This is a genomic window from Nonomuraea antimicrobica, from assembly GCF_039536965.1.
GTDB lineage: Bacteria > Actinomycetota > Actinomycetes > Streptosporangiales > Streptosporangiaceae > Nonomuraea > Nonomuraea antimicrobica.
The window spans coordinates 36,775-62,609 of sequence record NZ_BAAAZP010000203.1 but is presented as its reverse complement, the minus strand read 5'-3'; the positions used below and the strand labels follow the sequence as shown (position 1 = coordinate 62,609).

Annotated in this window: 27 protein-coding genes, 1 tRNA gene and 2 pseudogenes; 17 read left to right on the top strand and 13 right to left on the bottom strand. The window is 69.2% G+C overall.

The genetic code is table 11. The annotated features are described in order from the left end of the window. Together ABD844_RS44870 and ABD844_RS44865 are read right to left on the bottom strand one after the other, a co-directional pair. A partial coding sequence (locus ABD844_RS44870) for an nSTAND1 domain-containing NTPase (protein ID WP_486348552.1) occupies positions 1 to 1,215 on the bottom strand: 1,215 nt, incomplete at its 3' end. 53 nt (positions 1,216 to 1,268) lie between these two features. Next, positions 1,269 to 1,859, bottom strand: a complete 591-nt coding sequence (locus ABD844_RS44865) for a GNAT family N-acetyltransferase (protein ID WP_344893255.1) — start codon at positions 1,857 to 1,859, stop codon at positions 1,269 to 1,271. Positions 1,860 to 1,965: 106 nt separating this feature from the next. Here ABD844_RS44865 and ABD844_RS44860 point away from each other — a divergent pair, with 106 nt between their 5' ends. Genes ABD844_RS44860 through ABD844_RS44850 form a run of 3 tightly spaced genes read left to right on the top strand, consistent with a single transcriptional unit; the run spans position 1,966 to position 5,416 of the window. Further along, complete coding sequence (locus ABD844_RS44860; protein ID WP_344893252.1) at positions 1,966 to 3,168, top strand: acyl-CoA dehydrogenase family protein; 1,203 nt, start codon at positions 1,966 to 1,968, stop codon at positions 3,166 to 3,168. Beyond that, the gene (locus ABD844_RS44855; RefSeq protein WP_344893249.1) at positions 3,165 to 4,328 is read left to right on the top strand and encodes an acyl-CoA dehydrogenase family protein; all 1,164 of its coding nucleotides are present in this window, start codon (positions 3,165 to 3,167) and stop codon (positions 4,326 to 4,328) included. The genes ABD844_RS44860 and ABD844_RS44855 overlap by 4 nt, the downstream gene beginning before the upstream one ends. Continuing rightward, positions 4,325 to 5,416, top strand: a complete 1,092-nt coding sequence (locus tag ABD844_RS44850) for an acyl-CoA dehydrogenase family protein (protein ID WP_344893246.1) — start codon at positions 4,325 to 4,327, stop codon at positions 5,414 to 5,416. The genes ABD844_RS44855 and ABD844_RS44850 overlap by 4 nt, the downstream gene beginning before the upstream one ends. On the opposite strand, the gene ABD844_RS44845 is transcribed toward ABD844_RS44850, so the two are convergent. Beyond that, on the bottom strand, positions 5,387 to 5,977 hold the full coding sequence (locus ABD844_RS44845) for a TetR/AcrR family transcriptional regulator (RefSeq protein WP_344893243.1): 591 nt from the start codon (positions 5,975 to 5,977) through the stop codon (positions 5,387 to 5,389). The two genes, ABD844_RS44850 and ABD844_RS44845, sit on opposite strands and share 30 nt — an antisense overlap. 170 nt (positions 5,978 to 6,147) lie before the next feature. Here ABD844_RS44845 and ABD844_RS44840 point away from each other — a divergent pair, with 170 nt between their 5' ends. Continuing rightward, positions 6,148 to 6,915, top strand: coding sequence for a nuclease-related domain-containing protein (locus ABD844_RS44840; protein ID WP_344893240.1), 768 nt, complete (start codon positions 6,148 to 6,150; stop codon positions 6,913 to 6,915). Between the two features lie 10 nt (positions 6,916 to 6,925). On the opposite strand, the gene ABD844_RS44835 is transcribed toward ABD844_RS44840, so the two are convergent. After that, on the bottom strand, positions 6,926 to 8,302 hold the full coding sequence (locus ABD844_RS44835) for a vWA domain-containing protein (protein ID WP_344893237.1): 1,377 nt from the start codon (positions 8,300 to 8,302) through the stop codon (positions 6,926 to 6,928). After that, complete coding sequence (locus ABD844_RS44830) at positions 8,295 to 9,134, bottom strand: AAA family ATPase (protein ID WP_344893234.1); 840 nt, start codon at positions 9,132 to 9,134, stop codon at positions 8,295 to 8,297. Before ABD844_RS44830 ends, ABD844_RS44835 begins: the two co-directional genes overlap by 8 nt. Positions 9,135 to 9,296: 162 nt before the next feature. Here ABD844_RS44830 and ABD844_RS44825 point away from each other — a divergent pair. The 7 genes from ABD844_RS44825 to ABD844_RS44795 all read left to right on the top strand — a co-directional run bounded on the left by ABD844_RS44825 (position 9,297) and on the right by ABD844_RS44795 (position 15,273). Continuing rightward, positions 9,297 to 9,370: transfer RNA gene (locus ABD844_RS44825), tRNA-Lys, on the top strand. A 463-nt stretch (positions 9,371 to 9,833) separates the two neighbouring features. After that, positions 9,834 to 10,943 (top strand): phosphotransferase, encoded by a 1,110-nt coding sequence (locus ABD844_RS44820; RefSeq protein ID WP_344893264.1) that lies wholly within the window; start codon positions 9,834 to 9,836, stop codon positions 10,941 to 10,943. A gap of 167 nt (positions 10,944 to 11,110) precedes the next feature. Further along, entirely contained in the window at positions 11,111 to 12,532 is a 1,422-nt protein-coding gene (locus ABD844_RS44815; protein WP_344893231.1) for an ATP-binding protein, read from the top strand. Positions 12,533 to 12,628: 96 nt separating this feature from the next. Continuing rightward, positions 12,629 to 13,045, top strand: coding sequence for a roadblock/LC7 domain-containing protein (locus ABD844_RS44810; protein ID WP_344893228.1), 417 nt, complete (start codon positions 12,629 to 12,631; stop codon positions 13,043 to 13,045). Continuing rightward, positions 13,042 to 13,401, top strand: a complete 360-nt coding sequence (locus ABD844_RS44805; RefSeq protein ID WP_344893225.1) for a DUF742 domain-containing protein — start codon at positions 13,042 to 13,044, stop codon at positions 13,399 to 13,401. The genes ABD844_RS44810 and ABD844_RS44805 overlap by 4 nt, the downstream gene beginning before the upstream one ends. Before the next feature lie 22 nt (positions 13,402 to 13,423). Continuing rightward, complete coding sequence (locus tag ABD844_RS44800) at positions 13,424 to 13,990, top strand: GTP-binding protein (RefSeq protein ID WP_344893222.1); 567 nt, start codon at positions 13,424 to 13,426, stop codon at positions 13,988 to 13,990. Continuing rightward, positions 13,987 to 15,273, top strand: coding sequence for a cytochrome P450 (locus tag ABD844_RS44795; protein ID WP_344893219.1), 1,287 nt, complete (start codon positions 13,987 to 13,989; stop codon positions 15,271 to 15,273). The genes ABD844_RS44800 and ABD844_RS44795 overlap by 4 nt, the downstream gene beginning before the upstream one ends. Positions 15,274 to 15,778: 505 nt before the next feature. On the opposite strand, the gene ABD844_RS44790 is transcribed toward ABD844_RS44795, so the two are convergent. Next, positions 15,779 to 16,366, bottom strand: coding sequence for a TetR/AcrR family transcriptional regulator (locus ABD844_RS44790; RefSeq protein WP_344893216.1), 588 nt, complete (start codon positions 16,364 to 16,366; stop codon positions 15,779 to 15,781). A 92-nt stretch (positions 16,367 to 16,458) separates the two neighbouring features. Between ABD844_RS44790 and ABD844_RS44785 the strand changes: the two genes are divergently transcribed. Further along, complete coding sequence (locus ABD844_RS44785; RefSeq protein WP_344893213.1) at positions 16,459 to 17,331, top strand: alpha/beta fold hydrolase; 873 nt, start codon at positions 16,459 to 16,461, stop codon at positions 17,329 to 17,331. Between the two features lie 421 nt (positions 17,332 to 17,752). On the opposite strand, the gene ABD844_RS44780 is transcribed toward ABD844_RS44785, so the two are convergent. After that, complete coding sequence (locus ABD844_RS44780; protein ID WP_344893210.1) at positions 17,753 to 18,013, bottom strand: hypothetical protein; 261 nt, start codon at positions 18,011 to 18,013, stop codon at positions 17,753 to 17,755. A 41-nt stretch (positions 18,014 to 18,054) separates the two neighbouring features. Next, positions 18,055 to 18,234 carry a hypothetical protein gene (locus ABD844_RS44775; RefSeq protein WP_344893267.1) on the bottom strand — a complete coding sequence of 60 codons (180 nt, stop codon included), beginning with the start codon at positions 18,232 to 18,234 and terminating at the stop codon, positions 18,055 to 18,057. Here ABD844_RS44775 and ABD844_RS44770 point away from each other — a divergent pair. After that, on the top strand, positions 18,188 to 18,451 hold the full coding sequence (locus tag ABD844_RS44770; RefSeq protein WP_344893261.1) for a hypothetical protein: 264 nt from the start codon (positions 18,188 to 18,190) through the stop codon (positions 18,449 to 18,451). The genes ABD844_RS44775 and ABD844_RS44770 overlap by 47 nt on opposite strands. Positions 18,452 to 18,572: 121 nt before the next feature. Here the strand turns inward: ABD844_RS44770 and ABD844_RS44765 are convergent. Further along, positions 18,573 to 19,151, bottom strand: a pseudogene (locus tag ABD844_RS44765) (SDR family NAD(P)-dependent oxidoreductase); the annotation flags it as partial. 57 nt (positions 19,152 to 19,208) lie between these two features. Between ABD844_RS44765 and ABD844_RS44760 the strand changes: the two are divergent. After that, entirely contained in the window at positions 19,209 to 19,667 is a 459-nt protein-coding gene (locus ABD844_RS44760) for a MarR family winged helix-turn-helix transcriptional regulator (RefSeq protein WP_344893207.1), read from the top strand. A gap of 714 nt (positions 19,668 to 20,381) precedes the next feature. Here the strand turns inward: ABD844_RS44760 and ABD844_RS44755 are convergent. Genes ABD844_RS44755 through ABD844_RS44740 form a run of 4 tightly spaced genes read right to left on the bottom strand, consistent with a single transcriptional unit; the run spans position 20,382 to position 23,901 of the window. Beyond that, complete coding sequence (locus ABD844_RS44755) at positions 20,382 to 22,307, bottom strand: ABC transporter ATP-binding protein (RefSeq protein ID WP_344893204.1); 1,926 nt, start codon at positions 22,305 to 22,307, stop codon at positions 20,382 to 20,384. Next, a complete protein-coding gene (locus tag ABD844_RS44750; protein WP_344893201.1) occupies positions 22,308 to 23,321 on the bottom strand; it encodes an MvdC/MvdD family ATP grasp protein in 1,014 nt (337 codons plus the stop codon). A gap of 3 nt (positions 23,322 to 23,324) precedes the next feature. Further along, positions 23,325 to 23,630, bottom strand: a complete 306-nt coding sequence (locus ABD844_RS44745) for a hypothetical protein (protein ID WP_344893198.1) — start codon at positions 23,628 to 23,630, stop codon at positions 23,325 to 23,327. A 37-nt stretch (positions 23,631 to 23,667) separates the two neighbouring features. Then, entirely contained in the window at positions 23,668 to 23,901 is a 234-nt protein-coding gene (locus ABD844_RS44740) for a hypothetical protein (RefSeq protein ID WP_344893195.1), read from the bottom strand. Between the two features lie 990 nt (positions 23,902 to 24,891). Here ABD844_RS44740 and ABD844_RS44735 point away from each other — a divergent pair. The 3 genes and pseudogenes from ABD844_RS44735 to ABD844_RS44725 all read left to right on the top strand — a co-directional run. Then, a pseudogene (locus ABD844_RS44735) lies at positions 24,892 to 25,017 on the top strand (IS3-like element ISRhosp5 family transposase); the annotation flags it as partial. Positions 25,018 to 25,035: 18 nt separating this feature from the next. Next, positions 25,036 to 25,506, top strand: a complete 471-nt coding sequence (locus tag ABD844_RS44730; protein ID WP_344893191.1) for a YbaB/EbfC family nucleoid-associated protein — start codon at positions 25,036 to 25,038, stop codon at positions 25,504 to 25,506. 1 nt (position 25,507) lies between these two features. Next, positions 25,508 to 25,831: a hypothetical protein gene (locus tag ABD844_RS44725; protein WP_344893188.1), complete on the top strand. Its 324-nt coding sequence runs from the start codon at positions 25,508 to 25,510 to the stop codon at positions 25,829 to 25,831. Positions 25,832 to 25,835: the final 4 nt, after the last annotated feature.

The following is a 25,835-nucleotide window of genomic DNA, read 5'->3' as shown; positions in this document are numbered from 1 at the left end:
GAGGAACGTCTGCTCGCCCGCGCTCAACGTCATCCGCCGCCGTCCACCGGCCGCCCAGGCCATCGCCCGGTCCAACGGTTCCCCCCGGATCGCCAGCCCCGCCCGCCGCCCGCCCGCCTCCCACTGCCGCGCCGCCTCCGCCAGCTCGCGGTGCACGGCCAGGCCCGCCCGCTCGCCGTCCAGCCATTCGCGCAGCCGCGGCCAGGCCCGCAGCAGCGCCGCGTGCTCGATCGCCACGGTCTCCGCGGTCGCGGAGGTTTCCGGGGCCGCCGTCCGCGCCTCCCCAGGCGTCCCGGCCTCGCGCTCTACCAGGCCCGCCGCCCCGTACGCCGCCAGCACTCCTTCGATCGCCGCCACCTCGTCGGCGTCGCGCCCGGCGACCAGCTCGTCCCTGGCGGCGGTGACGACGGTGTCGGCGCCGTCGGAGTCGAGCCCCACCATCCGCAGGAGCACGTCGGGCACCAGCTCCTGTTCGGCCGGGCTGAGCTTGAGATAGACGCTCTCGGCGCGGGCTCCGAGCGGCGGGTCGTCGATGGGCTCGGGCGGCAGCAGGCGGCCCTGCTGGGACTGGGGCGCGTCGAGGAGGGACATCAGGAGCTGGCGGGCGCCGGGGCGGCGTTCCGGGTCGCGGTCGAGGGCGGCGGCCACGAGCCCGCGAAGGGGGCGGTCGAGGCGTTCGCCGCCGCGTAATCGTTCGCCGGGGCCGTAGGCGGCGTAGACCAGCAGCCGTCCCCAGGCCAGCACGTCGGCGGGCGGACCGCCGCCGTCGGCCGCCAGGCCCAGCCCGACCAGCCGGGGACCGTCCGCGCCCAGGACGACCTTGGCGGGGGTGAGGGCCCCGTGGCACGCGCCCGCCTCGTGCACGGCGGCCAGCGCGGTGGCGGTGGCCGTGGCCAGCCGGTAGAGGTCGTCGCCTGCGTAGGGGCCGTGACGGTCGACGACCTGGCGCAGGGTGGGGCCCGCGACGTACTCGCTGACCAGGTAGGGGTGCTCGCCGTCGAGCCGCGCCTCGGTCAGCTCGGCGACCGACAGCGAGCGCACCTGCCGGGCGGCCGCGGCCGAGGCGGCGAGCCCGGCCCTGGCCTCGTCGTCCGGCGGGCGGGGCAGGCCGAGGGCGTGGCGGGCGCCCGACTCGTCGTACGCCTCGTGCACGGCGACGTGCCCGCCGCCGTCGAGCCGGGCACCGAGCCAGTAGCCCCCAAACCGATCACTCATGCGGGATCAGAGCCGCCCTTCCGTGAAAGGTCCGAGCGGGCCCTGACGCGGTGCTACGAGAGGTGCAGGCGGGCCCTCAAGCGGTCGCGGTGCTGCGGCCACTCCTCTTCGAGGATGCCGAAACAGACGGTGTCGCGCCAGGTGCCGTCCGGCCTCTTGCGGTGGCGGCGCAGGGTGCCCTCGTGCACGCCGCCGATGCGCCTGATGGCCTCCTGCGACCTGAGGTTGAGGTGGTCGGTCTTGAGCAGCACGCGGTTGTGGCCGAGCGTGAACGCGTGGTCGATGAGCAGCAGCTTGCAGCTCGTGTTCACGGCCGTGCGCCAGACCTCGCGGCCGTACCAGGTCCAGCCGATCTCCACGCTGGCGTCGAAGCCTGGCACGTCGCCGTACGTGGTCCAGCCCACGGCCCGCCCGTCCCCCTTGCGTACGACGGCGAGCGGGACGTGCCTGTCGTCCTCGATCAGCCCCAGGGCGGCCTTGCCCAGCTCCTCCTCCGAGCGCGGGGTGTCGATCGGCAGCCAGCGCCAGACGTCGTCGTCCCCGCCTCCGGCGGCGAACAGGTCGGGGATGTGTCCCATGGTGAGGGGTTCGAGCCGGACGACGTCGTTCTCGAGCACCACCGGCGCGGGTAGCTTCGCGGTCATGGCGGCAACCTTACGAGTCCCGTCCCGTCACGTTCATGGCCACCTGGCGGCTTTTGCCGGGAACCACCTGTCGACACTCATACCGGCCGGTCGGTAGGCTCGCGGCATGGACTTCGCCTTCGACACCGTCACCGAGGACCTGCGCGAGCGACTGCTCCGCTTCATGGACGAGTGCGTCCATCCCGCCGAGCCCGCCTACGAGGAGCAGGCGCGGACCAGCGGCTGGGCCCCGCCGCCGCTGCTTGAGGACCTGAAGGACGAGGCCAGGAAGCGCGGCCTGTGGAACCTGTTCCTGCCCGGCGAGCACGGCGCCGGCCTGACGAACCTCCAGTACGCGCCCCTGGCGGAGATCATGGGCCGCAGCCCCGTCCTCGCCCCCACGGCCACCAACTGCGCCGCGCCCGACACGGGCAACATGGAGGTGCTGTCGATGTTCGGCAGCGCGTGGCAGCGCGAGGAGTGGCTGCGCCCGCTGCTCGACGGCGAGATCCGCTCGGCGTTCGCGATGACCGAGCCCGACGTGGCCTCCTCCGACGCCACGAACATCGCCACGTCCATCACCCGCGACGGCGACGAGTACGTCATCAACGGCCGCAAGTGGTTCATCTCCGGCGCGATGAACCCCAACTGCAAGATCTTCATCGTCATGGGCAAGACGAACCCCGACGCGCCCAAGCACCGGCAGCAGAGCATGATCCTGGTGCCCCGCGACACGCCCGGCGTGCAGATCGAACGCGGCATGCACGTCTTCGGCTACACCGACGCCGACCACGGCGGGCACGCCGAGATCGTGTTCGAGGACGTACGCGTCCCGGCCGCCAACCTCATCGGCGAGGAGGGCGGCGGCTTCGCCATCGCCCAGGCCAGGCTGGGGCCCGGCCGCATCCACCACTGCATGCGCCTGATCGGCATGGCCGAGCGCGCGGTCGAGTTGATGTGCCGGCGGGCGCTGGCCAGGACCACGTTCGGCAAGCCGATCGCCCAGCAGGGCGTGGTCCAGGACTGGATCGCCGAGTCGCGCATCAGGATCGAGCAGGCCCGCCTGCTCGTGCTCAAGACGGCCTGGCTGATGGACACGGTGGGCAACCAGGGCGCCCACACCGAGATCCAGGCCATCAAGATCTCCACCCCCATCACCGTGGAGTGGATCCTCGACAAGGCCGTCCAGGTGCACGGGGCGGGCGGCGTCTCCCAGGACTTCCCGCTGGCCGGGCTCTGGGCGGGGGCCCGCTCGCTGCGCCTGGCCGACGGCCCCGACGAGGTGCACAAGCGGTCGCTGGCCTATCGCGAGCTGAAGAGGTGGATGTGAACGAGGCGGAGATCAGGGAGCGGGTGGCGGCGTTCCTCGGCGAGCACGACCCGGGCGGCGACCGGCTGGAGTTCCTGCGGGCCAGGTTCGACGCCGGGCTGGCCTGGGTGTGGTTCCCGGAAGGGCTCGGCGGGCTGGGCGCCTCCCGGGAGCTGCAGCAGGTCGTGGAGGGGGAGCTGGCCGGCACGCCGCAGCTCAACAGCGGGCTCCAGGGCATCGGCCTGGGCATGGCGGCGCCGACGATCCTGGCGTTCGGGAGCGAGGAGCAGCGGCGCCGCTTCCTGCGTCCGCTGTGGACCGGGGAGGAGATCTGGTGCCAGCTCTTCAGCGAGCCGGGCGCCGGGTCCGACCTGGCCACGCTGGCCACCAGGGCGGTCAGGGACGGCGGCGAGTGGGTGGTGGACGGCCAGAAGGTCTGGACGTCCGGCGCCCACCACGCCCGGTGGGCCATCCTCGTCGCGCGTACCGATCCCGGCGTGCCCAAGCACCGCGGCCTGACGTACTTCGTCTGCGACATGCACGCCCCCGGCGTCGAGGTCCGGCCGTTGCGGCAGATCACCGGGGAGGCCGAGTTCAACGAGGTGTTCCTGACCGGGGTGCGGCTCTCCGACGACCTGCGGCTGGGTGAGGTCGGCGACGGCTGGCGGGTCGCGCAGACCACGCTGATGAACGAACGGGTGGCCATCGGCGGCGCCCCCACCCGGCGGGGCGGCGGGGCGATGGCCGCCGTGCTGGACGCCTGGCGCGAGCGGCCCGAGCTGCGTACCCACGAGCTGCACCAGCGGTTGCTGGCGCTGTGGGTGGAGGCCGAGGTCACCCGCCTGTCCGGGGCGCGGCTGCGCGAACAGCTCGCCGCCGGGCAGCCGGGGCCGGAGGGGTCGGGCATGAAACTTTCGTTCGCCCGGCTCAACCAGGCGCTGACCGGGCTCGACCTGGAGTTCCGGCGCGACCTGGGCTACGACGACTGGACGTTCCGCCGTTCGGAGGACGTCGACTTCTACGGCCGCGGCCCCGGCTACCGCTATCTGCGGGCCAAGGGCAACTCCATCGAGGGCGGCACCTCCGAGATCCTGCGCAACATCATCTCCGAGCGGGTGCTCGGCCTGCCCTCCGAACCCCGTGTCGACAAGGACGTGCCCTGGAAGGACCTGCCGCGATGACGCTGCTCTACTCCGAGGTCGAGGAGGAGTTGAGGGCCTCCGTACGCGGGCTGCTGGCCGACCGCTGCCCGCACTCGGCCGTGCTCGGGCGCGTCGAGTCCGAGCCGTACGACCTGGGCCTGTGGAAGACGCTGGCCGGCGAGATCGGGGTGGCCGGGCTGCTGGTGCCCGAGGAGCTGGGCGGGGCCGGGGCGTCGGCCAGGGAGGCGGCCGTGGTGCTGGAGGAGCTGGGCCGGGCCGTGGCGCCGGTGCCGTTCCTCACCAGCGCGGTGCTGGCCACGCGGGCGCTGCTGCCGACCCGTGACGCGCTGCTCGCGGAGCTGGCGGAGGGGCGTACCACCGCCGCGCTCGCCGTGTCGTTCGCCGCGTCGCCGTACCGGCCCGATCGGGGCTCGTCCGTGAGCGTGGACGGTGACGGGCGGCTGTCCGGGACGGTCACCGGCGTGGCCGGGGCCGACGTGGCGGACGTGCTGCTGGTGCCGGTGGACGGCGACCTGTACGCGGCCGAGGGCTCTTCGGTGGCGGCCGGGCCTTCGCTGGACCTGACCAGGCCGGTGGCCACCGTCACGTTCGACCGTGCCGAGGCCAGGCGCGTGGGCACGTGCGACCTCGCCGCGGTGCTGCGCTTCGGGGCCGGGCTGCTGGCCTCCGAGCAGCTCGGCGTGGCGGAGTGGTGCCTGGAGACGACGCTTGCCTATGTCAAGGAGCGTCACCAGTTCGCCCGGCCGGTCGGCTCCTTCCAGGCGATCAAGCACCGGCTGGCCGACCTGTGGCTCGACGTGGTCAGAGCCAGGGCCGCCGCCAGAGCCGCAGCCGGAGACGCAGCCGGAGACGCCGCAGGGAACGCAGCCGGGGCCGCCGACGCGGCACTACCGGTCTCCGCGGCCGTGGCGCAGGCGTGGAACGCGGTCGTGGCCGTGCACGCGGCCGAGGAGGCCCTCCAGCTCCACGGCGGCATCGGGATGACGTGGGAGCACCCCGTCCATCTCTATCTCAAGCGCGCCAAGGCCACGGAGATCGCGCTGGGCACGCCTGGCGACCACCGCGCGGCGCTGGCCTCACTCGTCGGGGTGCCCGGCCCCGAGTGAGGCGAGCAGCAGGTCGGCGAAGTGCCTGCCCACCTGGGCGCCGGTCAGCGGGCCGTCGGTGTGGAACCACGTGCCCAGGTGGTGCACCGAGCCGAAGAAGTAGTCGACGACCAGCTCTGCGGGGACGCGGTCGCTGAAGAGGCCGGTGCGCTGGCCTTCGGCCACGAGCGCGCGGAAGCGTTCGTGGTAGCGGCGGCGCTCGGCGCGCACGGTCTTCTGCGTCTCGGGCGCGAGCAGGTGGTTGGACCTGAAGAAGATCTTCGAGTCGTCGAGGTTGGCGGCGGTGGTCTCCACGACGTCGGCCGCCGCCCTGTGCAGGCGCTCCCGCACCGTGCCCGGCCCGTCGGCGATCTGCGTCAGCCGGTCCGTCTGCATGCGCAGCACCCGGGCGTAGATCTCGTGCAGCAGGTCGTCCTTGGAGTCGAAGTAGTGGTACATGGCGCCCTTGGTCACCCCCGCCGCCACCACGATCTCCTGCACCGAGGTGCTCTCGAACCCGCGTGCGGCGAACAGCCGGGTCGCCGCGGCGAGCAGGCGCTGTCTGACCGGTTCCTCTTTCACATGGCCCCCCTTGGTCACCGCCTCAGCATACCGACTGGTCGGTTGTTGGTCTTGCGGGTACTAATTACGTCACCTTAGGCTCGCCTTGGTCGCGGATTGGGTATCCCTTGACCGGCGAGGGATCTTCGGCGTGGCAGATCCTGCACAACTACTCATTCGGGGAGTTTGCCGTGCCCGGTGGCTCTATCTACGTGCAGCCCAACGAGAAGTACACAGGCTCTTCCCCGCAGTGGTGGTATGAGAAGTTCTGGCGTGAGGACGCCGCCAACCGGCGCAAGTACCGGTACGCCAAGGCCGCTGTGGGATTCGTCATCGGTGTCGCGCTGGGGCTGAGGTTCGGGCTCGAAGGCGCCTCCGCGCTGACCGGCCTGCTGCTGGCCGGGGCCGTGGCCGGCGGCGACTGGTTCGTCTACTGGTACTCCTTCCACAAGACGGCGGTGTGGCGAGGGGCGCGACGCGGCGAGACGATCACGGGGCGCGCCCTGCGCCGATCGCTCGGCCGCTCCGGCTACCGCGTCCTCGACGGACGGGCGATCCGCGGCCAGGCGTCGATCGACCACCTCGTGATCGGGCCCGGCGGCGTGTGGATCGTCGACAACGAGTCCTGGAGCCCCGACACCGAGATCGCCTGCTACGCGGGGCGGCTCTTCTTCGGCGAGAAGTACGGCAGCAAGGTCGCCAAGGCCCTGGTCGAGCGGGCCGAGGCGTTCGCCGAGCTGCTGACGCGCGAGACCGGCGTCCCGGTGACCATCACGCCCGTGATGGCGGTGCACTGCGGCCTGATGCCCAAGGGCGGCGTGGTGATGGCCGAGGGCCTCACGCTGCTCCGGCCGAAGCTGGCGGCCAAGCTGATCAGGTCGGCCGACGGCGACGTGCTCAACGACGCCCAGATCGAGCTGCTGACCCGCACCGCGGCCCGCGAGCTGCAACGCGTCTGAGCCCAGGGGCTCAGGCCAGCGTCTCGATGAACGCGGTGAGCTGGGCGACGTTGCGGCACTCGTACATGGGGACGACGGCGCCGTAGTCACCGGCCACCGAGTCGCCCGTGTCCCACTGGGGTTTCGGCTCGGGGTTGAGCCAGTACGCGTGGCGGGCCCTGGAGGCCAGCGACGCGAGCACGTCCAGCGCGGGCGGCTGGTAGTTGGAGCGGGCGTCGCCCAGGATCAGCAGGGACGTCTTCTGGCCGATCGCGTCGCCGTACCGCTCGGCGAAGCGCTCCAGGGAGTGCCCGTAGTTCGTCCGCCCGAACCGGACCAGGTCGGCCTCGTTCGCCAGCCTGGTCATGGCCTCGACCACGTCGGAGCCCGGCAGGAAGAACCGGGTGATCTCGTCCACGGTGTCCACGAAGCCGAACGCCCGCACCTTCGTGAACTGCTCGCGCAGCGCGTACGTGAGCAGCAGCGTGAAGTGGGCGAACGACGAGACAGAGTCGCTGGTGTCGCAGAGCACGACCAGCTCCGGCCGGTGCGGGCGCGGCGGCCTGAAGTGGGTGTCCAGCGGCACCCCGCCGCTCTGCAGTGAGGCCCGCATGGTCCGGCGGAAGTCGAGGCGGCCCCGCCTGCCCTTCCTGTGCCTGATGGTCAGGCGCGCGGCCAGCCGCCGGGCCAGCGGGTGGACCTCCCTGCGCAGCCTGGCCAGGTCGGCCTTGGTGGCGCGCAGGAAGTCGACCTGGTCGAGCGGGGGGCGGACGGCCGAGCGGGCGATGCGTTCGATCCCGGAGTCCTCGGCGATGCGGCGGCGTACGTCGGTGGCCACGGCGTCCTCGAAGCGCCGCAGGTTGGCGTCGACGCGGCGGCGTACGTTCTGCTCCGCCAGCCCGCCGCGCTCACCGCCCCCCAGCACCTCGCGCAGGATGCCGGCCATCAGCGTCTCGGGCGAGAGGGCGCGCAGCACGCTGTAGGAGAACCAGTTCTGGCGGCCGGGCCCGGCCTCCTGCCTGCCGAACCGCGCCACCATGGCCTGGACGAACTCGCGCAGCTCCTGGTCGGTCGAGCCGATCAGCAGCCCCGCGAGGTGCTCGCGCAGCTCCTTCACCTCGGCCGTCGCCAGGTCCGTACGGGGTGACGCGGGCCGGATGCCGCTCATGGCGGCCGGGAACCACAGGTCGAACAGCACGTCGAACCCCGGCCGGTAGGCCGGCTTCTTGACCAGCGTGGCCGCGTAGGCGGCGCGCAGCGACTCGCGGTCGGCCAGCTCGATCACCCGCAGCGCGTTGGCCGCGTCCAGCCCCTCGGCGACCGACACCGGCAGCCCGGCCGCGCGCAGCGCGTGCACGAAACCGACGTGCCGGTCGACCAGCGACCCGCCCGGGGCCGTCTCAGGCATCGGGCAGCCCCAGCTCCTTGACCGCCCGGGTGTGGTCGGAGGCGTGCTTGAGCACCACGCCCAGCGTGCCGGCGACGGTCGCCTCGTCCAGGTCCTCCCGTCCGAGTGCCAGCAGGGTGTTGGCCCAGTCCACGGTCTCGGCCACGGAGGGGGCCTTCCTCAGCTCCAGCGCCCGCAGTGTCGCCACGGTCCTGACGAGCTGCTCGGCCAGGTCGGCCCGGAAGCCCGGCACCTGGGCCAGCACGATGTCCCGTTCGCGCTCGGGGGTGGGGTATTCGAGGTGCAGGTAGAGGCAGCGCCGCTTGAGCGCCTCCGACAGCTCGCGGGTCGCGTTCGAGGTCAGCACCACGTACGGCCTGCGCTTGGCGACGATCGTGCCCAGCTCGGGGATGGTCACCTGGAAATCGGACAGCAGCTCCAGCAGCAGCCCTTCGACCTCGACGTCGGCCTTGTCGGTCTCGTCGATGAGCAGCACGGTCGGTCTCTCGGCCCTGATGGCCTTGAGCAGGGGCCGCTCCAGCAGGAACTCCTCGCCGAAGATGTCGTCGTCGGCGCTGGTGGCCTGGATCCGCAGGAGCTGCTTCTTGTAGTTCCACTCGTACAGGGCCCTGGCCTCGTCGAGGCCCTCGTAGCACTGGAGGCGGACGAGGTCGGCCCCGGTCGCCTGGGCCACGGCCTTGGCGAGCTGGGTCTTGCCCACCCCGGCCGACCCTTCGACCAGCAGCGGCTTGCCCAGCGCGGCGGCCAGGAACACCGAGGTGGAGATGGCGTCGTCGGAGAGGTAGTCCACGGCGGCGAGCCGTTCCGTCACGTCGGCGGGCGAGTCGAACATCGCTGATCCTGTCTGCCGGTGCCTGGTGCCTTGCGTTCTGGGGCCGGTGCCTGGTGAGGTCGGCGCCCGGCCAGCGGCCTGCCGAACTTTATTCTAGCGGTTGATGTCCGCCTGATTCCGATTCGACCAGGATCCTGATCGCCGGTATATTCCTTTGTGCCAGCGCCGCTAGCTCAGTTGGTTAGAGCAGCTGACTCTTAATCAGCGGGTCCGGGGTTCGAGTCCCTGGCGGCGCACCGCACAGAAACCCTAGCTCGGCACCGTGAGCTAGGGTTTCTCGGTTCTTGGAGGACTTCCGCCTCTCTGCACGTCGAAGATCAGGTCCTCCGGCGCGGCGATGATCTTCCCGATCGGCGACTCCCACCGTTCGAGACACTCCCACGCCGTGTCCGCGTCTTCGGGCTCGTCCAGTTCCTCAAAGATGCCCAGGGCGCCCTTGGGCGCCACGAGCCGCCATGCCGGACCCGGACGACCTAGCTAGGGGCCACTAGGTAGCTGAAGGCGAACTAATCCGGCATACTCCGCAGTGAGCAAGATCCATTGTCAGGACCTGCGCCTCGGGCTCAAGGAGATCAATCGTTGGACAGCGGCGTGAGTAACAGCAGCCCAGGGGTGGTGGTGGCCAAGGGCGTCATCCGGTACAGCGGCCACGCCCTCCGGGAACAGATCACCCGGAAACGAGCGATGCGCTTGGCTGATGTGCCTGTGCGGACAAGGGAGGTCACCAGGGAATGGCTGACCGCCGCCTTGTGTGGCGGGCACCCCGGCGCGGCCGTCGAGTCGTATGTCGTGGAAGACGTGAGCAGCGGCACGTCGAGCCGCTGGCGGGCGACCGTCGCCTACAACAGTGTGGGCCGCGACGCCGGCCTGCCCACGGCGCTCTTCGCGAAGACGAGCCGGAGTTGGACCCAGCGCCTCCTGCTGGGCATGGCCGACGTGCTCACCGGCGAGCCGGGTTTCTACACCCACATCCGGCCCGGGCTCGACATCGAGGCGCCCCACGGCTACCACGGTGCGGTCGACGCGGCGTCGGGGCGCTCGATCGCGTTGATGGAGGACATCGTCGCGACCAAGAACGTGACGTTCTGTACGCCCCAGACGCCGATCTCCCGTTCGGAGATGGAAGACCTGCTCGGCGGCATGGCGACCTGGCACGGCAGGTACTGGAACAGCGCCGCACTGGACCGCCACGCGTTCCTGCGGAAGATGCCGGGGACGTTCATCGGCAACCTGGCCAAGTTCGCCGGGCTGAAGAAGCGCAGCGTGGTCGGCGTCCAGCGGGCCAGGGCGGTGATGCCGGAGGCCATCGTGCCCCTCCACGAGGACCTCTACCAGGCACTGTGGCGGTCGTTGGAGCTGGCCGGACGGGGCCCGCTGACCCTGCTGCACGGCGACTCGCACATCGGCAACGTCTACAAGACGGAGTCGGGCCGGCTGGGCTTCGGCGACTGGCAGGTCGTCATGCGCGGCAACTGGGCCTACGACGTGTCGTACACCATCGCGACCGGGTTGGCTGTGGCCGACCGCCGCGAGTGGGAACGCGACCTGCTCGCCTTCTACCTGGACCGTCTCGCGGCGGCCGGAGGCGTGGCGCCCGACTTCGAGGCCGCGTGGCTCGCCTACCGCCAGCAGATGCTCTGGGCGTACTTCGGCTGGCTGCTGTCCATCGGGCGCAGCTCGATCCAGCCGAAGTTCCAGCCCGACTCGATCAGCCTCGGCATGCTCGAGCGCGCCTCGAACGCCCTTCTCGACCTGGACACGCTGGGTGCGGTCGGCAACTCCACGGTCCGACGGCGCCGTACCGGCTGATGCGTCAGTTCACTTCTGTGGCAATCTGCAGCTATTGGTGACTACGTGCCCACAAAGAGCGAAGATTCCCCTACGATTTGATCGGAGTCTTCGCTGAACGATCCGATCCCCGCCGAAGCCGGGGCGGCTTGCCCTCCCGTCACCAACCGCCGACGAGGAACTGCTCGATGTCAGTACAGATACCTGTTCGCCGTCAGGCACGGCGCCTGCCGACGGGGCAAGCCCTGCTCGTACCGTCGGTCACCGCAGCCGTCTTCGGAGGCGTTGCCCTGCTGGTAGTGGCCGTGGCGCCGCCTGAGGGGCGCGCGCTTCTCGCCTGGAGCCTCGGGATCGCCGCCGTCCTGCTGTGCGCCGCGGTCACGATCACGATGTACAACAGGCAGCAGGCCGACGAGCTCCGCGACCGCCTCGCGGCGATGGACGCGGACATCGTCCGGCTTGCCGATCAGACCCTGCCCGCCCTGGTCCATCGATTGCGCGCCGGAGCGTCCGCGGACACCGCGCTCGCCGAGATCAACCGCCCAGCCGACCTGGCCCACCAGCGCATCCTTTGGACGCTGGCGCAGGAGATCGGCAAAGGAGACCGCATGCGCGCGGCGGCGATGTCGGCCTGCGCGAACGCCGCGAGCCGGGTCCAGGCGCTGGCCACCAGCATGCTGGCCGATCTCCGCGAGATGGAGGAGCGCCACGACGAGAAGGTGCTCGGCGACCTGCTGAAGCTCGACCACAGCACCGCGCAGGCGGGCCGGCTGGCCGACAGCATCGCGGTGCTCACCGGCGCCCGGTCCGGCCGGCGCTGGACCAAGCCGATCGTGATGGAGAGCGTCATGCGCGGCGCGGTCGGCCGCATCAACGCCTACCAGCGGGTCCAGGTGCACTCGTCCAGCACCGTCGCGATCGCCGGGTACGCCGCGGAGGGCGTCATGCACGCCCTCGCCGAGTTGATGGACAACGCCACCAGCTTCTCGCCTCCCTCCGAGGAGGTGCACGTGTACGTGGAAGAGGTGAGCACGGGCATCGTGGTCACCATCGAGGACTGCGGTCTCGTCATGAGCGCCGCCGCGCTGCGCCGGGCCCGGCAGGCCGTCTCGTCCGAGCCCCTGGACCTGACGACACTGTCAGGCACCCGGCTGGGTCTGGCGGTCGTGGGCTGCCTCGCCCGCAAGCACGGTCTGGTGGTCTCCTTCAGACCCTCCTCACGCGGCGGCACAGGAGTGGTTGTCATGATCCCGCAGCAACTGATCGCCCAGGTCGCACGGAACTCCCCGGCGTACGAGCCGCGCGGCGAGGCCGTCCCCGGCCGTCGGTCGTCCACCGCGCCGGCCCAGCCCACCGGCCCATCCGCGCCCACCGGCCCGATATCCGTGCCCGCCCCGGCTGTTCCGGACGGTGAGCCGTATGGGCTGCCCAAACGGCGGCGCGGCCAGACGCTCGCGGCGGCCTCCCCGACGGCTCAGCCGGCCGCACCGGCGGACAAGACCACCCGCCCCCGCTCCGACCCCGCCAAGTTCAGCGCTTTCCGTCAGGCCAGCCGGGGGACCGGCATCGGCAGCGGCACCCCTCCCCACGAGGAACGGGACACCCAATGACCGCCGTCCCGATGCCACAGCCGGATCAAATATGACAAACTTACCGATTGGAGGGAGGGGCCGTCCTCCCGATGGGGTGACCGTCCCGCGTATCCGATGAGAACCTCAGACCGCGACCTCGCCTGGCTGCTGGAGAACCTCCTGGAAAGGACGCCGCAGACCCGGTACGCCCTGGTGCTGTCGAAGGACGGCCTCAAGCTCTCCCACACGCGCGCGCTGTCCGTCGACCGCGCCGACCAGTTGGCCGCCATCGCCTCGGGCATTCAGAGCCTGTCCCATGGCGCGTCCATCGAGTTCGGCGACGGCAGCGGCGGGCTGCGGCAGTCGATGACGGAGTTCCACGGCGGGCTGCTGTTCATCGTGGAGGCGGGCGAAGGAGCCCATCTCGCCGTGGTGGCGGCCGATGACGCCGACCCCGGCGTCATCGGCCACAACATGAACGAGTTGGTGGAGCAGATTGGGGATTATCTGACCGCGCCGCCGCGTCAGCCTCAGCAGAGCCGGGCGCTATGATCTGGCGGCGTGTCCACGGCGAGGACCCGGACCGCCTGTACACCGTCACCGGCGGCCGCAGCCGTGTGGACGAGAGCGCCATAGACATGGTGAGCCTCATCGTCAGCGAGTGCGATCCGGCGCCGGGCATGCAGTCCGAGCACGCCAGGATCCTGCGGATGTGCCGCCGGCCGACGGCGGTCGTGGAGATCTCGGCCGAACTGGGGCTGCCCATCGGGGTCGTCCGGATCCTGCTGTGCGACCTGCTCGATACCGGCCGCATCACCGCGCGTCACCCGCCCGCGGCTCCCGCCAGGGCGCAACTGCCCGACCTCGCAATCTTGGAGCAGGTGTTAGTTGGACTTCAGAAGCTCTGATCGACCCGACCGTACGCCGCTCATGAGCACGGCGACCACCGGGCTCAAGATCGTGATCGTCGGCGGCTTCGGCGTGGGCAAGACCACCATGGTCCGCTCGGTCAGCGAGATCCGTCCGTTGAGCACCGAAGAGACCATGACACGGGCGGGTATCGGGGTCGACGACGCGAGTGGGGTGGAGGCCAAGACCACGACCACGGTGGCCTTCGACTTCGGCCGGATCACCCTGAACGAGCAGATGGTGCTCTACCTGTTCGGGGCTCCTGGCCAGGAGCGGTTCTGGTTCCTGTGGGATCGGCTGTTCTCGGGTACCCTCGGCGCGGTCGTTCTGGTGGACGTCCGCCGCCTGGCCGACTCGTGGTACGCCATCGACCGCCTCGAACACCACGGCATGCCGTTCATCGTCGCCCGGAACAACTTCGGTGAGCCCACGCACCCCCTCGAACAGGTGCGTGACGCGCTGTCCCTGTCCGACGAGGTTCCACTGATCGACTGCGATGCCCGCCGGCGTGATTCCAGCAAGGCCGTGCTGCTCGCTCTCGTCAACCACCTCTACACCATGTCCTCCGCCCGTGGGGTATCCCGATGACGAACGCCTTCCACACACCCGACCCGACCTCGTGGTTCCCCGGCACGCCCGCGCCCACCGGCTTTCACGGTCATCCAGGCGCCATGCCTCTGTACGGCCCGCAGTACCAGCAGAACCCGGCCCAGCTCTACCGGGAGATGCGGCAGCGGCATGGTCCGGTCGTCCCGGTTCTGCTCGAAGGCGACATCCCGGCCTGGCTGGTGATCGGGTACCGCGAGCTCCGCTACGTCCTGAGCAGCCCTCAGCTCTTCGCCCGCGATTCGCGCCGGTGGAATGCCTGGGACCGCATCCCGCCCGACTGGCCGCTGATGGCGTACATCGCCTACCAGCCGTCGATGCTGTTCACCGAAGGCGCCGAGCACCAGCGGCGAGCCGGGGCCGTCAGCGAGGCGCTCGCGGCCATCGACCAGTTCGAGCTGAGATCGCAGTGCGAGCGGATCGCCGACAAACTGATCGACGCGTTCACCGGGCACGGCCGGGCCGACCTGATGTCCCAGTACGCGCACCCGATGCCGCTGCTCGTGGTCGCCGGGACGTTCGGCCTGTCAGAACCCGAGACGCTGCGCCTGGTGGGTGACGTGAGCGCGACGCTGAACGGCGGTGAGGGCGCCATGGAGGCGTACCAGCGGGTCCAGGTCACGATGCAGCGGTTGCTCGAAACCAAGCGCGAGATGCCCGGCCCCGACCTGGCCTCGCGTCTCCTGGCGCACCCCGCCAGGCTCGGCGACGACGAGATCATCCAGGACCTCATCCTGACCATGACCGCGGGCCAGGACACCACCGCGAACTGGATCGGGAACACGCTGCGGCTGATGCTGACCGACGAGCGGTTCGCCGTCACCCTGTCGGGCGGCCGTCGCAGTGCGGGCCAGGCGCTGAACGAGGTCCTATGGGAGGACTCGCCCAGCCAGAACAGCCTGGGCCGCTGGGCCGTACAAGACACCCACCTGGGCGGCCAGCGCATCAGGGCCGGGGACGCGCTCATCCTCGGACTGGCCGCGGCCAACGCCGACCCGCAGGTACGACCCGACTCCCACGACGGCCCTGCCGGCAACCATGCGCACATGTCCTTCGGCCACGGCGAGCACGGATGCCCGCATCCGGCGCCCGAACTGGCCGAGGTCATCGCGTACACGGCCGTCGAGGTGCTGCTGGACCGGCTCCCGGACATGATGCTGACCGTGGCCCCCGAGGCGCTCGTCTGGCGCACGTCCATCCAGATGCGCGGCCTGTCGGCGCTGCCGGTCGAGTTCACTCCCGGCTACGCGAGGTCGATTGGCTGAGCCTCAGCAGTCACGATGACGCGCCCGGCCGTCGCGGCCGACCCTTGCCGCGGCGGACTCGGCAGGCCCTACGCGAATCACCACCAGCGTTGCCGGCCTCGAAGGTGGTGGCGCGGTGCATGTCCTTCACCGACGTCATCGCCGCTCGCGCGGCCGACATCGCGGCGCGGGCACTGAACTCGTCGCCGTGGCCGGAGCGCATGTAGCGGGTGGCCGTTGGGAAGACCGACGCCGGCGGCGTCGACGAACTTGCGCCGGACTGTAGACATGTATTGATCGCTGGGAAGGGTGCAGGCGATGCTGATGGTTGACGATCAGCACGGGGTCCCGGCAGTAATGGCGCAGGATCCAACAGATATGCCTCTCACCTGTGCTTGTGCAGAGGTCTCAGGCTGGTGGGCCAGACCTGAGCCCTGCCTATCGATGCAGGCCAGAGGCATATCTGTTGGGTTTTCTGCCGAAGCTACGGTGATCCCATCAACCTGAAGGTGGTCCTGAGTGGGGATCACCTGCGGTAGGAGTTGATCAATCGGGCGAGGTGCCGTCCGGCGATCTGCAGTGGCTCTTCGCTGTGGGACACCTGTGCGTCGAGTTCCGCGCCTTCGAGAGTGTTGATCGCCGTACGCGCGAGGTCGAGAACGTCCTGTTCGGCGATGCCGGCGCGGCGGAGCTTGTCGGCGACCAAGCTCCGCCAGTGCTCGAAGGCTTCGCGGGCGGCCTGCTGGATGTCGGGGACCCGGCCAGATGTCTCCAGGGCGGTGGCCGTGATCGGGCATCCGTCGAGCCAGTCGGAGTCGCGCAGGTAGGTGGCGAGTAGCCGGGTGCAGGCGATCATCGCCGCGCCGGGGTCGCTCTCGCCGGCCAATGCCTCCCGCAGGATGTCGGCGAATTCCCGGTCGGCGTGGCGGACCGCGGCAACGGCCAGCTCCTGCTTGCCGCTGGGGAAAAAGTGGTAGACGGAGCTGAGCGCGACGCCGGCTTCGCGGGAGATCTGCTTGATCCCGGTCGCTTCGTAGCCCTGGCGCTGCATCAGCCGCGACGTCGTTTGGACCAGCCGTTCACGGGTGCCGAGGGTGCGGGTTACGTCGTTCATGTCACAAGAGTACTGGTTGGAACGTTCGCTACAGTCGTGCTACGTTCTGGTTGGAACGTTCGTTACAGAGATTCGAATGGAGAGCACCCGCCATGCAACACAAGCGCATCACCGCCAACGGCATCGACTTCGCCTACCTGGAGCTGGGCGAAGGACCGCTGGCGCTGTTGCTGCACGGTTTCCCGGAGGCCCCGAGCATGTACCGGCACCTGATGCCGGTCCTGGCCGAAGCGGGATACCGGACGGTGGCCCCGGCACTGCGAGGCTTCGCCCCGACGCAGGTCCCCGCGGACGGCAGCATGCGCATCGCCGATCTGATCGCCGACGCCAACGAACTGCACGAAGCCCTGGGCGGCGACGCAAACGCGATCGTCATCGGACACGACTGGGGCGGCTTCGCCACCTGGGGCGCGGCGGCCCACGCGCCCGACCGCTGGTCGAAGGTCGTGGTGGCCGACGTCCCACCGGTTCGTTTCTATGACCGCAAGGCCACGGATCCCGTACAGATCCACAAGAACAGCCACTTCTACTTCTTCCAGATGGGCGTGGCGGACCACATTGTTCCCGTGGACGACTTCGCCTACCTCGACTGGCTCTGGCAGCACTGGAGCGGCTCCGTCCCGGGGTTCGACTCCAGCCAGGACAGGCAGGCCGGTAAGGATGCCCTGCGAGCGCCGGCGAACCTGCGTTCAGGGCTGGGGCTCTACCGGGACAACTTCCACCCGGCGACTTTCGGCACCGATCAGTGGGAAATGGGCAAGGTGCTGGCCGACCTGCCCACGCAGCCCACGCTCTACCTGCACGGCAGCGAGGACCCGGTCGTCGATGCACAGACGCTCGCCGACATCGTCAACGCGCTGCCTTCGGGCTCGGACGGCGCATTGCTGGAAGGGGTGGGCCACTTCCCGTTCCTGGAGCAGCCTGACGAGGTGAACCAGCGAATCCTCAAGTTCCTGACCGCCTGACCCCACACGGCGTGCCGTGGCATCAAACCCCTTGGGCGTGGGCGGCACCCGAGGACATGATTCAATCGCGCAGTCGGCCTGTTCAGCGGTGTGGCAGCTTGGCTGTCACACCGCTGCGCGGCGGTCTCAGATCTGGGTTTCGCCGCCGTCGACGTACAGGTTGGTGCCGATGATGTATCTGTTGTCGGCGGAGGCGAGGAAGGCCACGGCGGCGACCATGCCCCGGCCCTTGAGTTCGTTCGCCCATGTCCGTGCGAACGTGCGGACGGCGGCTGTGGAGGTGCCACCGCAGCTTCGGCAGAAAACCCAACAGATATGCCTCTGGCCTGCATTGATAAGCAGGGCTCAGGTCCGGCCCACCAGCCTGAGACCTCTGCATAAGCACAGGCGAGAGGCATATCCGTTGGATCCTGCGCCATTACTACCGGGACCCCGCGGGGTCGTGATGGTCAGGGTCGTTCCGGGCGGGGTCGGCTGAGGGCTGGAACCTTTCCAGGCGGTCGCCCCGGTTGGCCGCGATCACGCGGACGACGCGGACGACGCGGACGGCCCGCCGCAGCCGGTGACCGTTCGGGAACTTGACGCCGGCGGCGATGTCGGCGTAGCTGACCTCGCTCCCGTGGTTGCGGCGCAGCCAGATCGTCACGTCGGCGACGTCGAGCTCGGCCTGTGTGAAGCCCATCGCGTCGCGCTGTGAAGTCCGCCGTGAGGTCTCCCGCCCGCTCATAGCAGCCCGCCGTTCTCGTCCAGGGCGGAGCCGGTGGCCAGGTCCCGGACGGCGGCGATACTGCCCGGCACGCCGCAGGCCCTGCTCGGGCGCAGTCGCGCCGCGATCCTCGCCGAACTCGCCGACCCGATGACCACCAGTACCCTGGCCCGCCGCCTGAGCCTCAGCCCGGCCACTGTGTCAGGGCGCCTCAAAGCCCTGCCCCACGCCCGCCCTTGTCGTGTCACCGGTCTTCCCGATCGGCTACCAGCGTCACGGTCTCGTCCCACAGCTCCCGCTGCACACGCGGGTCACGGCCGGGCTCGGGACACTGGAGCGGCTGGGCGTCGCGTACGGAGAGGTAGCCTCCACTGGTCTCGGCGAACGCGGGGTCGGTTGCCAGTCGCACGATGATGCCGGCGCCTTTGCGGGGGTCGCCGATGTGCAGTAGGCGCAACACGCGTTCCAGGACCCGGGAGCCGGGCAGGTCACGGCCCAGACTGGTGGTGTTGAAGCCGGGGTCGCAGCAGTTGACTGTGACCTTCGTGGCGTCGAGGCGCCGGGCAAGTTCCTGCGTCCACATGATGGTCATCAGTTTGGTCCGCCCGTACAGGGCCATCGACTCGCGCCGGCTGTGGGGGTCGACGCGGCGCAGGTCGGTACGTGGGGAGATGGTCCCAGCGTGCCGGGATGCCTCGGAGGCGACGTTGACGATCCGGGCGGGCGCGGAGGCGGAGAGCCGGTCTACCAGGGTGCGGGTCAGGACGAAAGGGCCGAGATAGTTGACCGCGGTCATCTCCGCGAAGCCCTCGGCCGTCGTGCGCTGTGAGAAGGCGTGCAGGCCGGCGTTGTTGACCAGGACGTCCACTCGCGGGTAGTGCGCCGCGATCTCGCGTCCGACCCGGTGCGCCTGCGCGATGAGACCCAGGTCGGCGTAGAAGACATCGACGGGGACATCGGCCGCCACCGTCCTGAGGTCGCTCACGAGGGCGTCGGCCTTGGGGCGGGAGCGGGCCACGACGCCGATGCGGTGGCCGCGGGCGGCCAGTTCAAGGGCGGTGATCCGGCCCAGCCCGGATGTGGCTCCGGTGATCACGGCTACGGGGCGATCCATCGCACTTCCTTTTCATGAGGTACCTCACTATCTTGGTGTGGGAGGATACCCGACACCATGAGCGAGCACCACACGATCACCACCGGCAGCAGCCCTGAGCAGGTGGGACTGGCCCTCCTCACAACCGCCCACAACATCCGGGAGGAAGTGGACCGGCACATGATCTCGGCGACGGGCATCTCCTTGTCGCGAACCAAGGTCCTGCAGGCTCTGGCCGCCCACGGCACGGTCCACCAGGCCCGCCTGGCGGACATCCTCGGACAGGCCCCGCGCTCCGTGACCCAGGCGGTCGAGAGCCTGGAGCGCCTCGGCCTGATCGACCGCACCGGCAACGCCGAGGACCGCCGCCGCAAGACGGTGTCCCTGACGACCACGGGACGCACCGCCCTCGCGGCGGCCGAACGGGCGGGAGAGCACGTACTCCGCCAGATCTTCGGCTCACTGGCCCCCCAGCAACTGACGGACCTGGAAACCCTCCTCACTCTGATCAACCCGCCACGTTCTCACACCGGCTGAACCATGGTTGCCCGGGGTCGGCAAGCGATCTGGCAGCCGGTCACCGACCGTTGTACGGATCGCAACCGCCGCAGGCGATACTCCGGGCGATCATCAAACACGATCGCCTGCATATCTGGCACAACCTGGCCGAAGCCGTGGTGCAGGAGGTCGCCGCGCACTCGGTCTGCTGGGGCAGGACCGGCTCGCCGCCGAAAGAAGGGGTACGGGCCGCCACCACGCGCGAGCGCCGGCAGCAGGTCCATGCCCTGCCCAACCAGGGTGCCGGGCTGCTGGAATGCGCCCGCCGCCCGGGCCTGGCGCTCAACACCGTCAAACGCTACGCCCGCATCAGCGAACCCGAACGGCTGGTGCGCGCGCCAAAGCACCGGCCCACGCTCGTCGAACCCGTTCCACGACCAACTGCGCCAACACCGGGCCGAAGATCCCGCCGTCCCGATCCGGCAACTCCTCGCCGAGATCAAGAAACTCGGCTACACCAGCAGTCAGAACCTGCTCAACCGATACATCAACGAAGGCCGCGTCGAATGCGACCGGCCCGCGATCTCACCCAAGCGTCCGGCCGGCCTTCTCCTCACCGAACCGAGCAAACTCACCGGCCACCACACCGAGCGGCTGAATGCCGCCACCGCATCCTGCTCGGCTAACCACGTTCCGTCACCACCGAAAGCGGGCCAGAGCCGAAGACCGTACGTCCCAGCGGCACACCCGACATCACCCCGAGTCCCGAGGCTGAGGTTCGAGGTAGCCTGCGGCCTGGAGGGTGAAAAGCTCGGCGTAGCGCCCTCCCGCGGACATCAACTGGTCGTGCGTGCCGTGCTCGGCCACCTGGCCGCCATCGAGTACGTAAATGTGGTCGGCCATCCGTACGGTGGCGAAGCGGTGAGAGATGAGCAGCACCGTGCGCCCGGCCAACAGGGTGCGCAGTTGCTCGAAGAGCAGGTGTTCGGCCCGAGCGTCGAGGGTGGCGGTGGGCTCGTCCAGGATGATGAACGGGGCCTCACGGAAGAAGGCGCGCGCCATGGCGACACGCTGCCATTGCCCGCCGGAAAGGTCGATGCCGCCGACGAACTCGGGTCCCAGCAGCGACTCATATCCCTGGGACAGCGCGGCGAGGAGGTCATGGGCACCGGCCGCCCTGGCCGCCTGCATCACGGCGGCACGATCGTCGGCCCTCTCCCAGCGGCCCATCCCGACGTTGTCGGCGGCCGAGAACAGGTAGCGCTGGAAGTCCTGGAACAGTACCGCGATCGAATGGCGCAGCCGATCTGGATCGGCTGCGGTCACATCGACGTCGTCGTACAGGATCCGCCCGGCCTGCGGCCGATAGAGGTGCGACAGCAGTTTTGCCAAGGTGGTCTTCCCCGAGCCGTTCTCACCGACCAGGGCGACGACCTGGCCGGCGCCGATCTCCATGCTGACATTCCGCAGCACCGGGTGCTCGCCCGATGGGTAGCGGAAAGTCAGGTTCTCGACCCTGAGCCGCCGGAAGCCGACCGGCTCCGGACGCGCCTGCGGGGACGGCGGTGACTTCGGGGCCTGCGGGACCTTCCCGAGTTGGGGAAGCTTCGGCGGCTGCGGGGGCGGTGATGATCCGGGAGCCAACGCTACGAATCCCTGCAGATCCTGTAGGAACGGAGCCGCCTCGAAGAGCTGATCGGTGCCTGCGGCAGCGGTACGCAGCCGTACGCCGAGCAACAGGACCGCCGTGGCGGCGGCACCGGCGTCGGCGACGGTCATCCCACCTGTCACAGCCATCGCCAGCACCAGGCCCAGAACCGATCCCAGCGCGACGCCGCTGGTGAGGCGGGCCAGTATGGTGATCCGCAGCCGCCGCCGCGCGGTCACCCTGATCTCGGCCAGGCGCTCGTCGGTGCGCCGTTCCCACCGGGCTCGCAGGTAGCCGGCGAGGCCGAAGGCACGGACCTCCTTCGCGGCACGGCGGGTGGTCAGGACGTCGAGCAGGTAGCTGCGTTCGCGTTCAGCGGGTGTGAGCCGAAACAGCGCATCGAAGAGCACCCCTCCGCTCCTGAGGCTCGCGAACCACAGCGGCACCCCCGCCAGGAGGGTGGCCGGGACCAGCAGGGGCTCGATGGCGGCCAGGGCGAGCGCGATCCCCACGGTGCTCATGACCGCGCTGGTCAGCGCGCTGAGCCCTTGGGTGAGCTGGTGCGGGCGGATCCGGGCGCTCATCGAGGCGCGTTCCAGCCGGTTGTGAAACTCGGGACGCTCGAACTGCTCCAGTTCGATGGTGCAGGCGACGTCCAGGACGCGTCCCAGGGCGTAGCGGTTCAACTGCTCGCTGAGGACGTCGTCGCGGGAGGTCGCCACGGCGGTGGCGAGGCCGATGACGCCGAGCAGGCCGAGGATCAGCGCGCCCTGTAGCAGCATCCCGGCCAGTGACGATCCGGCTTCCGCCACCAGGAGCCTGTCCAGCAGGTCACGGCCACCGAGGATGGGCAACAGCAGACCGAGTCCGCCAACCGCCTGCAGTGCTGTGATCAGGAGGAACTCACGGCGGGCCGCGGCAAAGGTGAGCTTGAGCGCGCCGCCCAGGAGCCCAGGGAGCCGCCGCATTTCGATCTGCGGCGGCTCCGTGAACTCGGCCGCGGTGGCCGGCGAGAGCGAGGGATCGCTCATTCAGTAGCCGACCTGTTTCACCTCGCCGCGCTGGAAAGGCCCTCCCTCCATCAGGAGGTCGGATATGCAGTCGCTCATCGGTAGTCCCAGGTCGTTCTGCATCCACATGAACTGGCCGGTGGGATTGGCCTCCAGGAAGACGTACTCGCCATCCGGTGTAACGATGAAATCCAGTGCGCCGTAGACGACCCCGAGTTCGTCCAACAATGCCTGTGTCTGCTTGACGATCTGCTCGGGAAGCGGCCGATAGTCGGCGTAGTGCATTTGATCCTGCTCGGCCCGCCAGTCGACCTGGGTCGCCTCATGGCGCTGCGAGTCGATCGTCACCGGGAAATAGGTGTTCCCGATGACGGTGAGCCGCACCTCGTACGCCTTTTCGACGTACTCCTGGAACTGGCACATCGTGTGGCGCACCCGGCCCAGATGCTCTCGGATCTCATCACCGACCACGGTGGTGAGCAGTCCGGACGGAAAAGCGCCGGGATAGTGGATCACACCTCCGCTCAAGGATTTGTAGACCAGTTTCCCTTGCTCGCCTTCCAGCACCCTGGCGACCTCGTCCGGGTCGTTGGTCAGCAGTGTCCGGGGAACCCGCATTCCGAACTTCTTCGCCATCGCGAGTTGGTACGGCTTGAGATCGGCGACCGCGTCGATATCGGGACGGTTGATCCACAGGCAGTCGGTCGCGCGGAGGATCCCGCCGACGCCGTGCAGCGCCTCGTAGCGGGCGAACTGCCGCTCAGGCTCCCCCATCTCGTCACCGAACTCGAACGCGGTGGGCCGGCGGTACCAGACGCCGGATATCGCGCTGAGGTCGAGTTCGGAGTCGCGGTGCCTGAGCACCTGCCGCCCGCCCTCGAAGTCGGAGGTGGTGAAACTGAGCTTCTGTGGAAAGTAGCTGGTGTCGACCCGGACGACCCTTGCCCCTTTTGACTTCAGGCTCCGGACGACCGGGTCTACGGTGGGATCGAAGTCCTGCGTGAGTATCAGGACCTCAGGCGATCGTGCAGCCATGTCTCAGGCGCAGATGTCGTCGAGGACCCTGTCGAACGGCGGGCTGTAATACGACCGGGTGTACGAGCTGTATCCGGCCGTGATGTCCCCCTCCGGGGCAACCCAGGTCTGGGATTCGGGATCGTAGTAACCCGCCTGGGGGTCTGGGCCGTCGACGAAGGCCGGGTTCCACGGCTCGGCGTAGGCGTAGGCGAACGGCCGCTCGTCGCCCTCAGATCCCGATATCAATGACGGATCGATGTTGGCGTGGTCCGGTGACAGGAAGGGACGGCTGGTACGGAGCGGGGGCGGCGTGATGACGTTGGACATGAGCTACCTTTTTCGTATGTCGCACCGACTACGGGGATTAATTTTCTGATGTGGTTGGTTCGGTGATCCCAGTGAGCCCTGATACCTCACCGGAGAAGGCCCAGACCAGATGGGTCGCGTCGTAATGGCCGGCGGCCAGCCTCAGTTCGTTTTCCGACTCGAACTCGGAGCCGATTTCGTACAGATACGCGAGCGGCGCCGCACGGCTCACCCTGCAGCGCGCACGCGACTGCGTCGGCTTGGCAGGGACGACGAGATAGCCGTCGTGCAACTCCGGACGATCGAGCCGTAGAAACGTCGGCCAGCGATACGATTCAGCTCCGCGTCGGATCGCGCCTCCCGAAGATCAATGATCTTTTGGAAGGAAAGATGACACGGATCATCTATGCCTGTCAATGGCCTCAGGTCTTCCAGGTGGGTGGTCGTGTGATGTCCGGGTTGGTGGCCAGGTGATTATCCGGTGGGTGGTCGGCTCAAGGGGATCACCCCTTGGCTGCGAGGGCTTCGGTCCCGCTCGGGATCGGTGACCTGGCTCGTGCCGCTCGCTCCACACTCGCCCGCGGGGTCGAGCTGGCTACAAGCTCGACTACGCGCTCACTCATGGACACCAGCTCGTCGACGGGGTCGCCACGCCACTGGAGATCGCACCGACCACCGAACCGCCAGATCCCGAAGCTGAATGACTCCGCTTACTCCTCCTCGCGGAAAACCACAAGATCAACTCGCTCGTCGAATGCGCAGCGGTCCAGCGGGAGGAGGACTTCGCCGCGCTGATCGTCGAACTGGCCGTGTTCCGCAACGACCGGTTGCAGCGCCAGCCCTCGGACAGAAACCCAGTTCAGTGCGCTGAACTGGGGTTTCTCGGTTCTTGGAGGACTCCCGTTACCGGCCTGCCGCGGTCGCGGCATCGTCGACCTGTTCCCCGCCAAGGAGAATGTGGAGAACGGATCTTCTGGCAGGTCCAACCGAGGCTCTGTTTGAGCAGGCGGAAAGGTGTGCTCGATGTCGAAGCGGCGCAGGAAACGCCTGCCACATCCGGTCGACCTCGACTGGAGTCGCGTTCACTCGTGACCACCACAGCCACACCGGCTTCGGGATCGCCCCGCTGGGCAGACGGTCCACCTCCAAGCGGATCACGGTTTCCTCGATCACCGGCAGCTCGGCTTCCTCGGCCCAGGCCACGCGACGGGTCAACCGTGGGTGCAGCCGGTCCCATGCCACAGCGGCCCGCGACTGCCCGGCGGCCATCAACCGCCCCACGCTCGGCGACGGGGAATTCCTCTACCTGGCGACCGTGCTGGGCTGTTTCAGCCGCGGGGTGGTGGGCCGGTCGATCGCCGGCCACATGCGCACCGACCTGGTCGCCAATGTACTGAAGATGGCCGCAGTCTGAACAGGCTCATGGATGATGGACGACCCGGCCAAGAGGGCTGCGGCCTTTCGTTGGCTTCCTCTATGTTCGTCCAAGGGTGGCGGTTGTTACGTAGAGGGGCTTGTCGTGCAGGATGGGATTGGCACCGCGTTCGAGGAAGTGGCGGCGGAGTTTGACCGATCAGTAGGTCGGTTGCGTGCGGCGCATGATCGGCTGAACGAGGTCAGCCATACCGCCCGGGCCGCGGATGGGATGGTGACGGTGACCGTGGGCCCGCGTGGGCAGGTGCGTTCGATCACTCTTGATCCGCGGGTTTACCGCAAGCTGTCGCCCTCCGAGCTCGCTGACACGATCATGGATCAGATCGGGGCCGCGACGGGTGAGGTGTCGGCCCGGACGCGGGAGTTGGTGGAGCCCTTGATGCCGGCCGGGTTGCGATATGACGACATCTTCGGCTCTGAGGCGAGCCTGGAGGCATTCTTTCCGACCCCTCAGAAGCCGTAGCGTGAGCGGGGGCGAAGAGGGCTACACCGCCGCCTGGGACAGAATCCGGCAGCAACGGGGCGGGCAGGCGGCCGATGAGGCAGCCTTTGTCGAGGGCGTGCGTGACACCGTGCGGGAGGCGTTCGCGGTGGCGGGCCGGCCGATGGGCGATGACCAGTACGGCGCCGAGTTGGAGAAGCGCTTTCCCCAGATGAAGGCGCAGATTCTCGCCGCGTTCGACGCCTATGTCGAGGAACTCGACGGCCTGCACACGGGGTTGCGGAAGGCCGGGGCACATTACGAGGCCGCAGATGATCCGCGATTGTGGGATCCCGGGCAGGGCTGATCTG

Coding starts and splice junctions, on each gene's coding strand:
- ABD844_RS44730 (WP_344893191.1), top strand. CDS start 25,036: ATGATGGACGACCCGGCCAAGAGGGCTGCGGCCTTTCGTTGGCTTCCT.
- ABD844_RS44790 (WP_344893216.1), bottom strand. CDS start 16,366: ATGAACGACGTAACCCGCACCCTCGGCACCCGTGAACGGCTGGTCCAA.
- ABD844_RS44745 (WP_344893198.1), bottom strand. CDS start 23,630: ATGTCCAACGTCATCACGCCGCCCCCGCTCCGTACCAGCCGTCCCTTC.
- ABD844_RS44810 (WP_344893228.1), top strand. CDS start 12,629: ATGAGAACCTCAGACCGCGACCTCGCCTGGCTGCTGGAGAACCTCCTG.
- ABD844_RS44750 (WP_344893201.1), bottom strand. CDS start 23,321: ATGGCTGCACGATCGCCTGAGGTCCTGATACTCACGCAGGACTTCGAT.
- ABD844_RS44860 (WP_344893252.1), top strand. CDS start 1,966: ATGGACTTCGCCTTCGACACCGTCACCGAGGACCTGCGCGAGCGACTG.
- ABD844_RS44785 (WP_344893213.1), top strand. CDS start 16,459: ATGCAACACAAGCGCATCACCGCCAACGGCATCGACTTCGCCTACCTG.
- ABD844_RS44805 (WP_344893225.1), top strand. CDS start 13,042: ATGATCTGGCGGCGTGTCCACGGCGAGGACCCGGACCGCCTGTACACC.
- ABD844_RS44770 (WP_344893261.1), top strand. CDS start 18,188: ATGACCACCAGTACCCTGGCCCGCCGCCTGAGCCTCAGCCCGGCCACT.
- ABD844_RS44760 (WP_344893207.1), top strand. CDS start 19,209: ATGAGCGAGCACCACACGATCACCACCGGCAGCAGCCCTGAGCAGGTG.
- ABD844_RS44800 (WP_344893222.1), top strand. CDS start 13,424: ATGAGCACGGCGACCACCGGGCTCAAGATCGTGATCGTCGGCGGCTTC.
- ABD844_RS44835 (WP_344893237.1), bottom strand. CDS start 8,302: ATGCCTGAGACGGCCCCGGGCGGGTCGCTGGTCGACCGGCACGTCGGT.
- ABD844_RS44815 (WP_344893231.1), top strand. CDS start 11,111: ATGTCAGTACAGATACCTGTTCGCCGTCAGGCACGGCGCCTGCCGACG.
- ABD844_RS44780 (WP_344893210.1), bottom strand. CDS start 18,013: ATGGGCTTCACACAGGCCGAGCTCGACGTCGCCGACGTGACGATCTGG.
- ABD844_RS44830 (WP_344893234.1), bottom strand. CDS start 9,134: ATGTTCGACTCGCCCGCCGACGTGACGGAACGGCTCGCCGCCGTGGAC.
- ABD844_RS44755 (WP_344893204.1), bottom strand. CDS start 22,307: ATGAGCGATCCCTCGCTCTCGCCGGCCACCGCGGCCGAGTTCACGGAG.
- ABD844_RS44850 (WP_344893246.1), top strand. CDS start 4,325: ATGACGCTGCTCTACTCCGAGGTCGAGGAGGAGTTGAGGGCCTCCGTA.
- ABD844_RS44865 (WP_344893255.1), bottom strand. CDS start 1,859: ATGACCGCGAAGCTACCCGCGCCGGTGGTGCTCGAGAACGACGTCGTC.
- ABD844_RS44795 (WP_344893219.1), top strand. CDS start 13,987: ATGACGAACGCCTTCCACACACCCGACCCGACCTCGTGGTTCCCCGGC.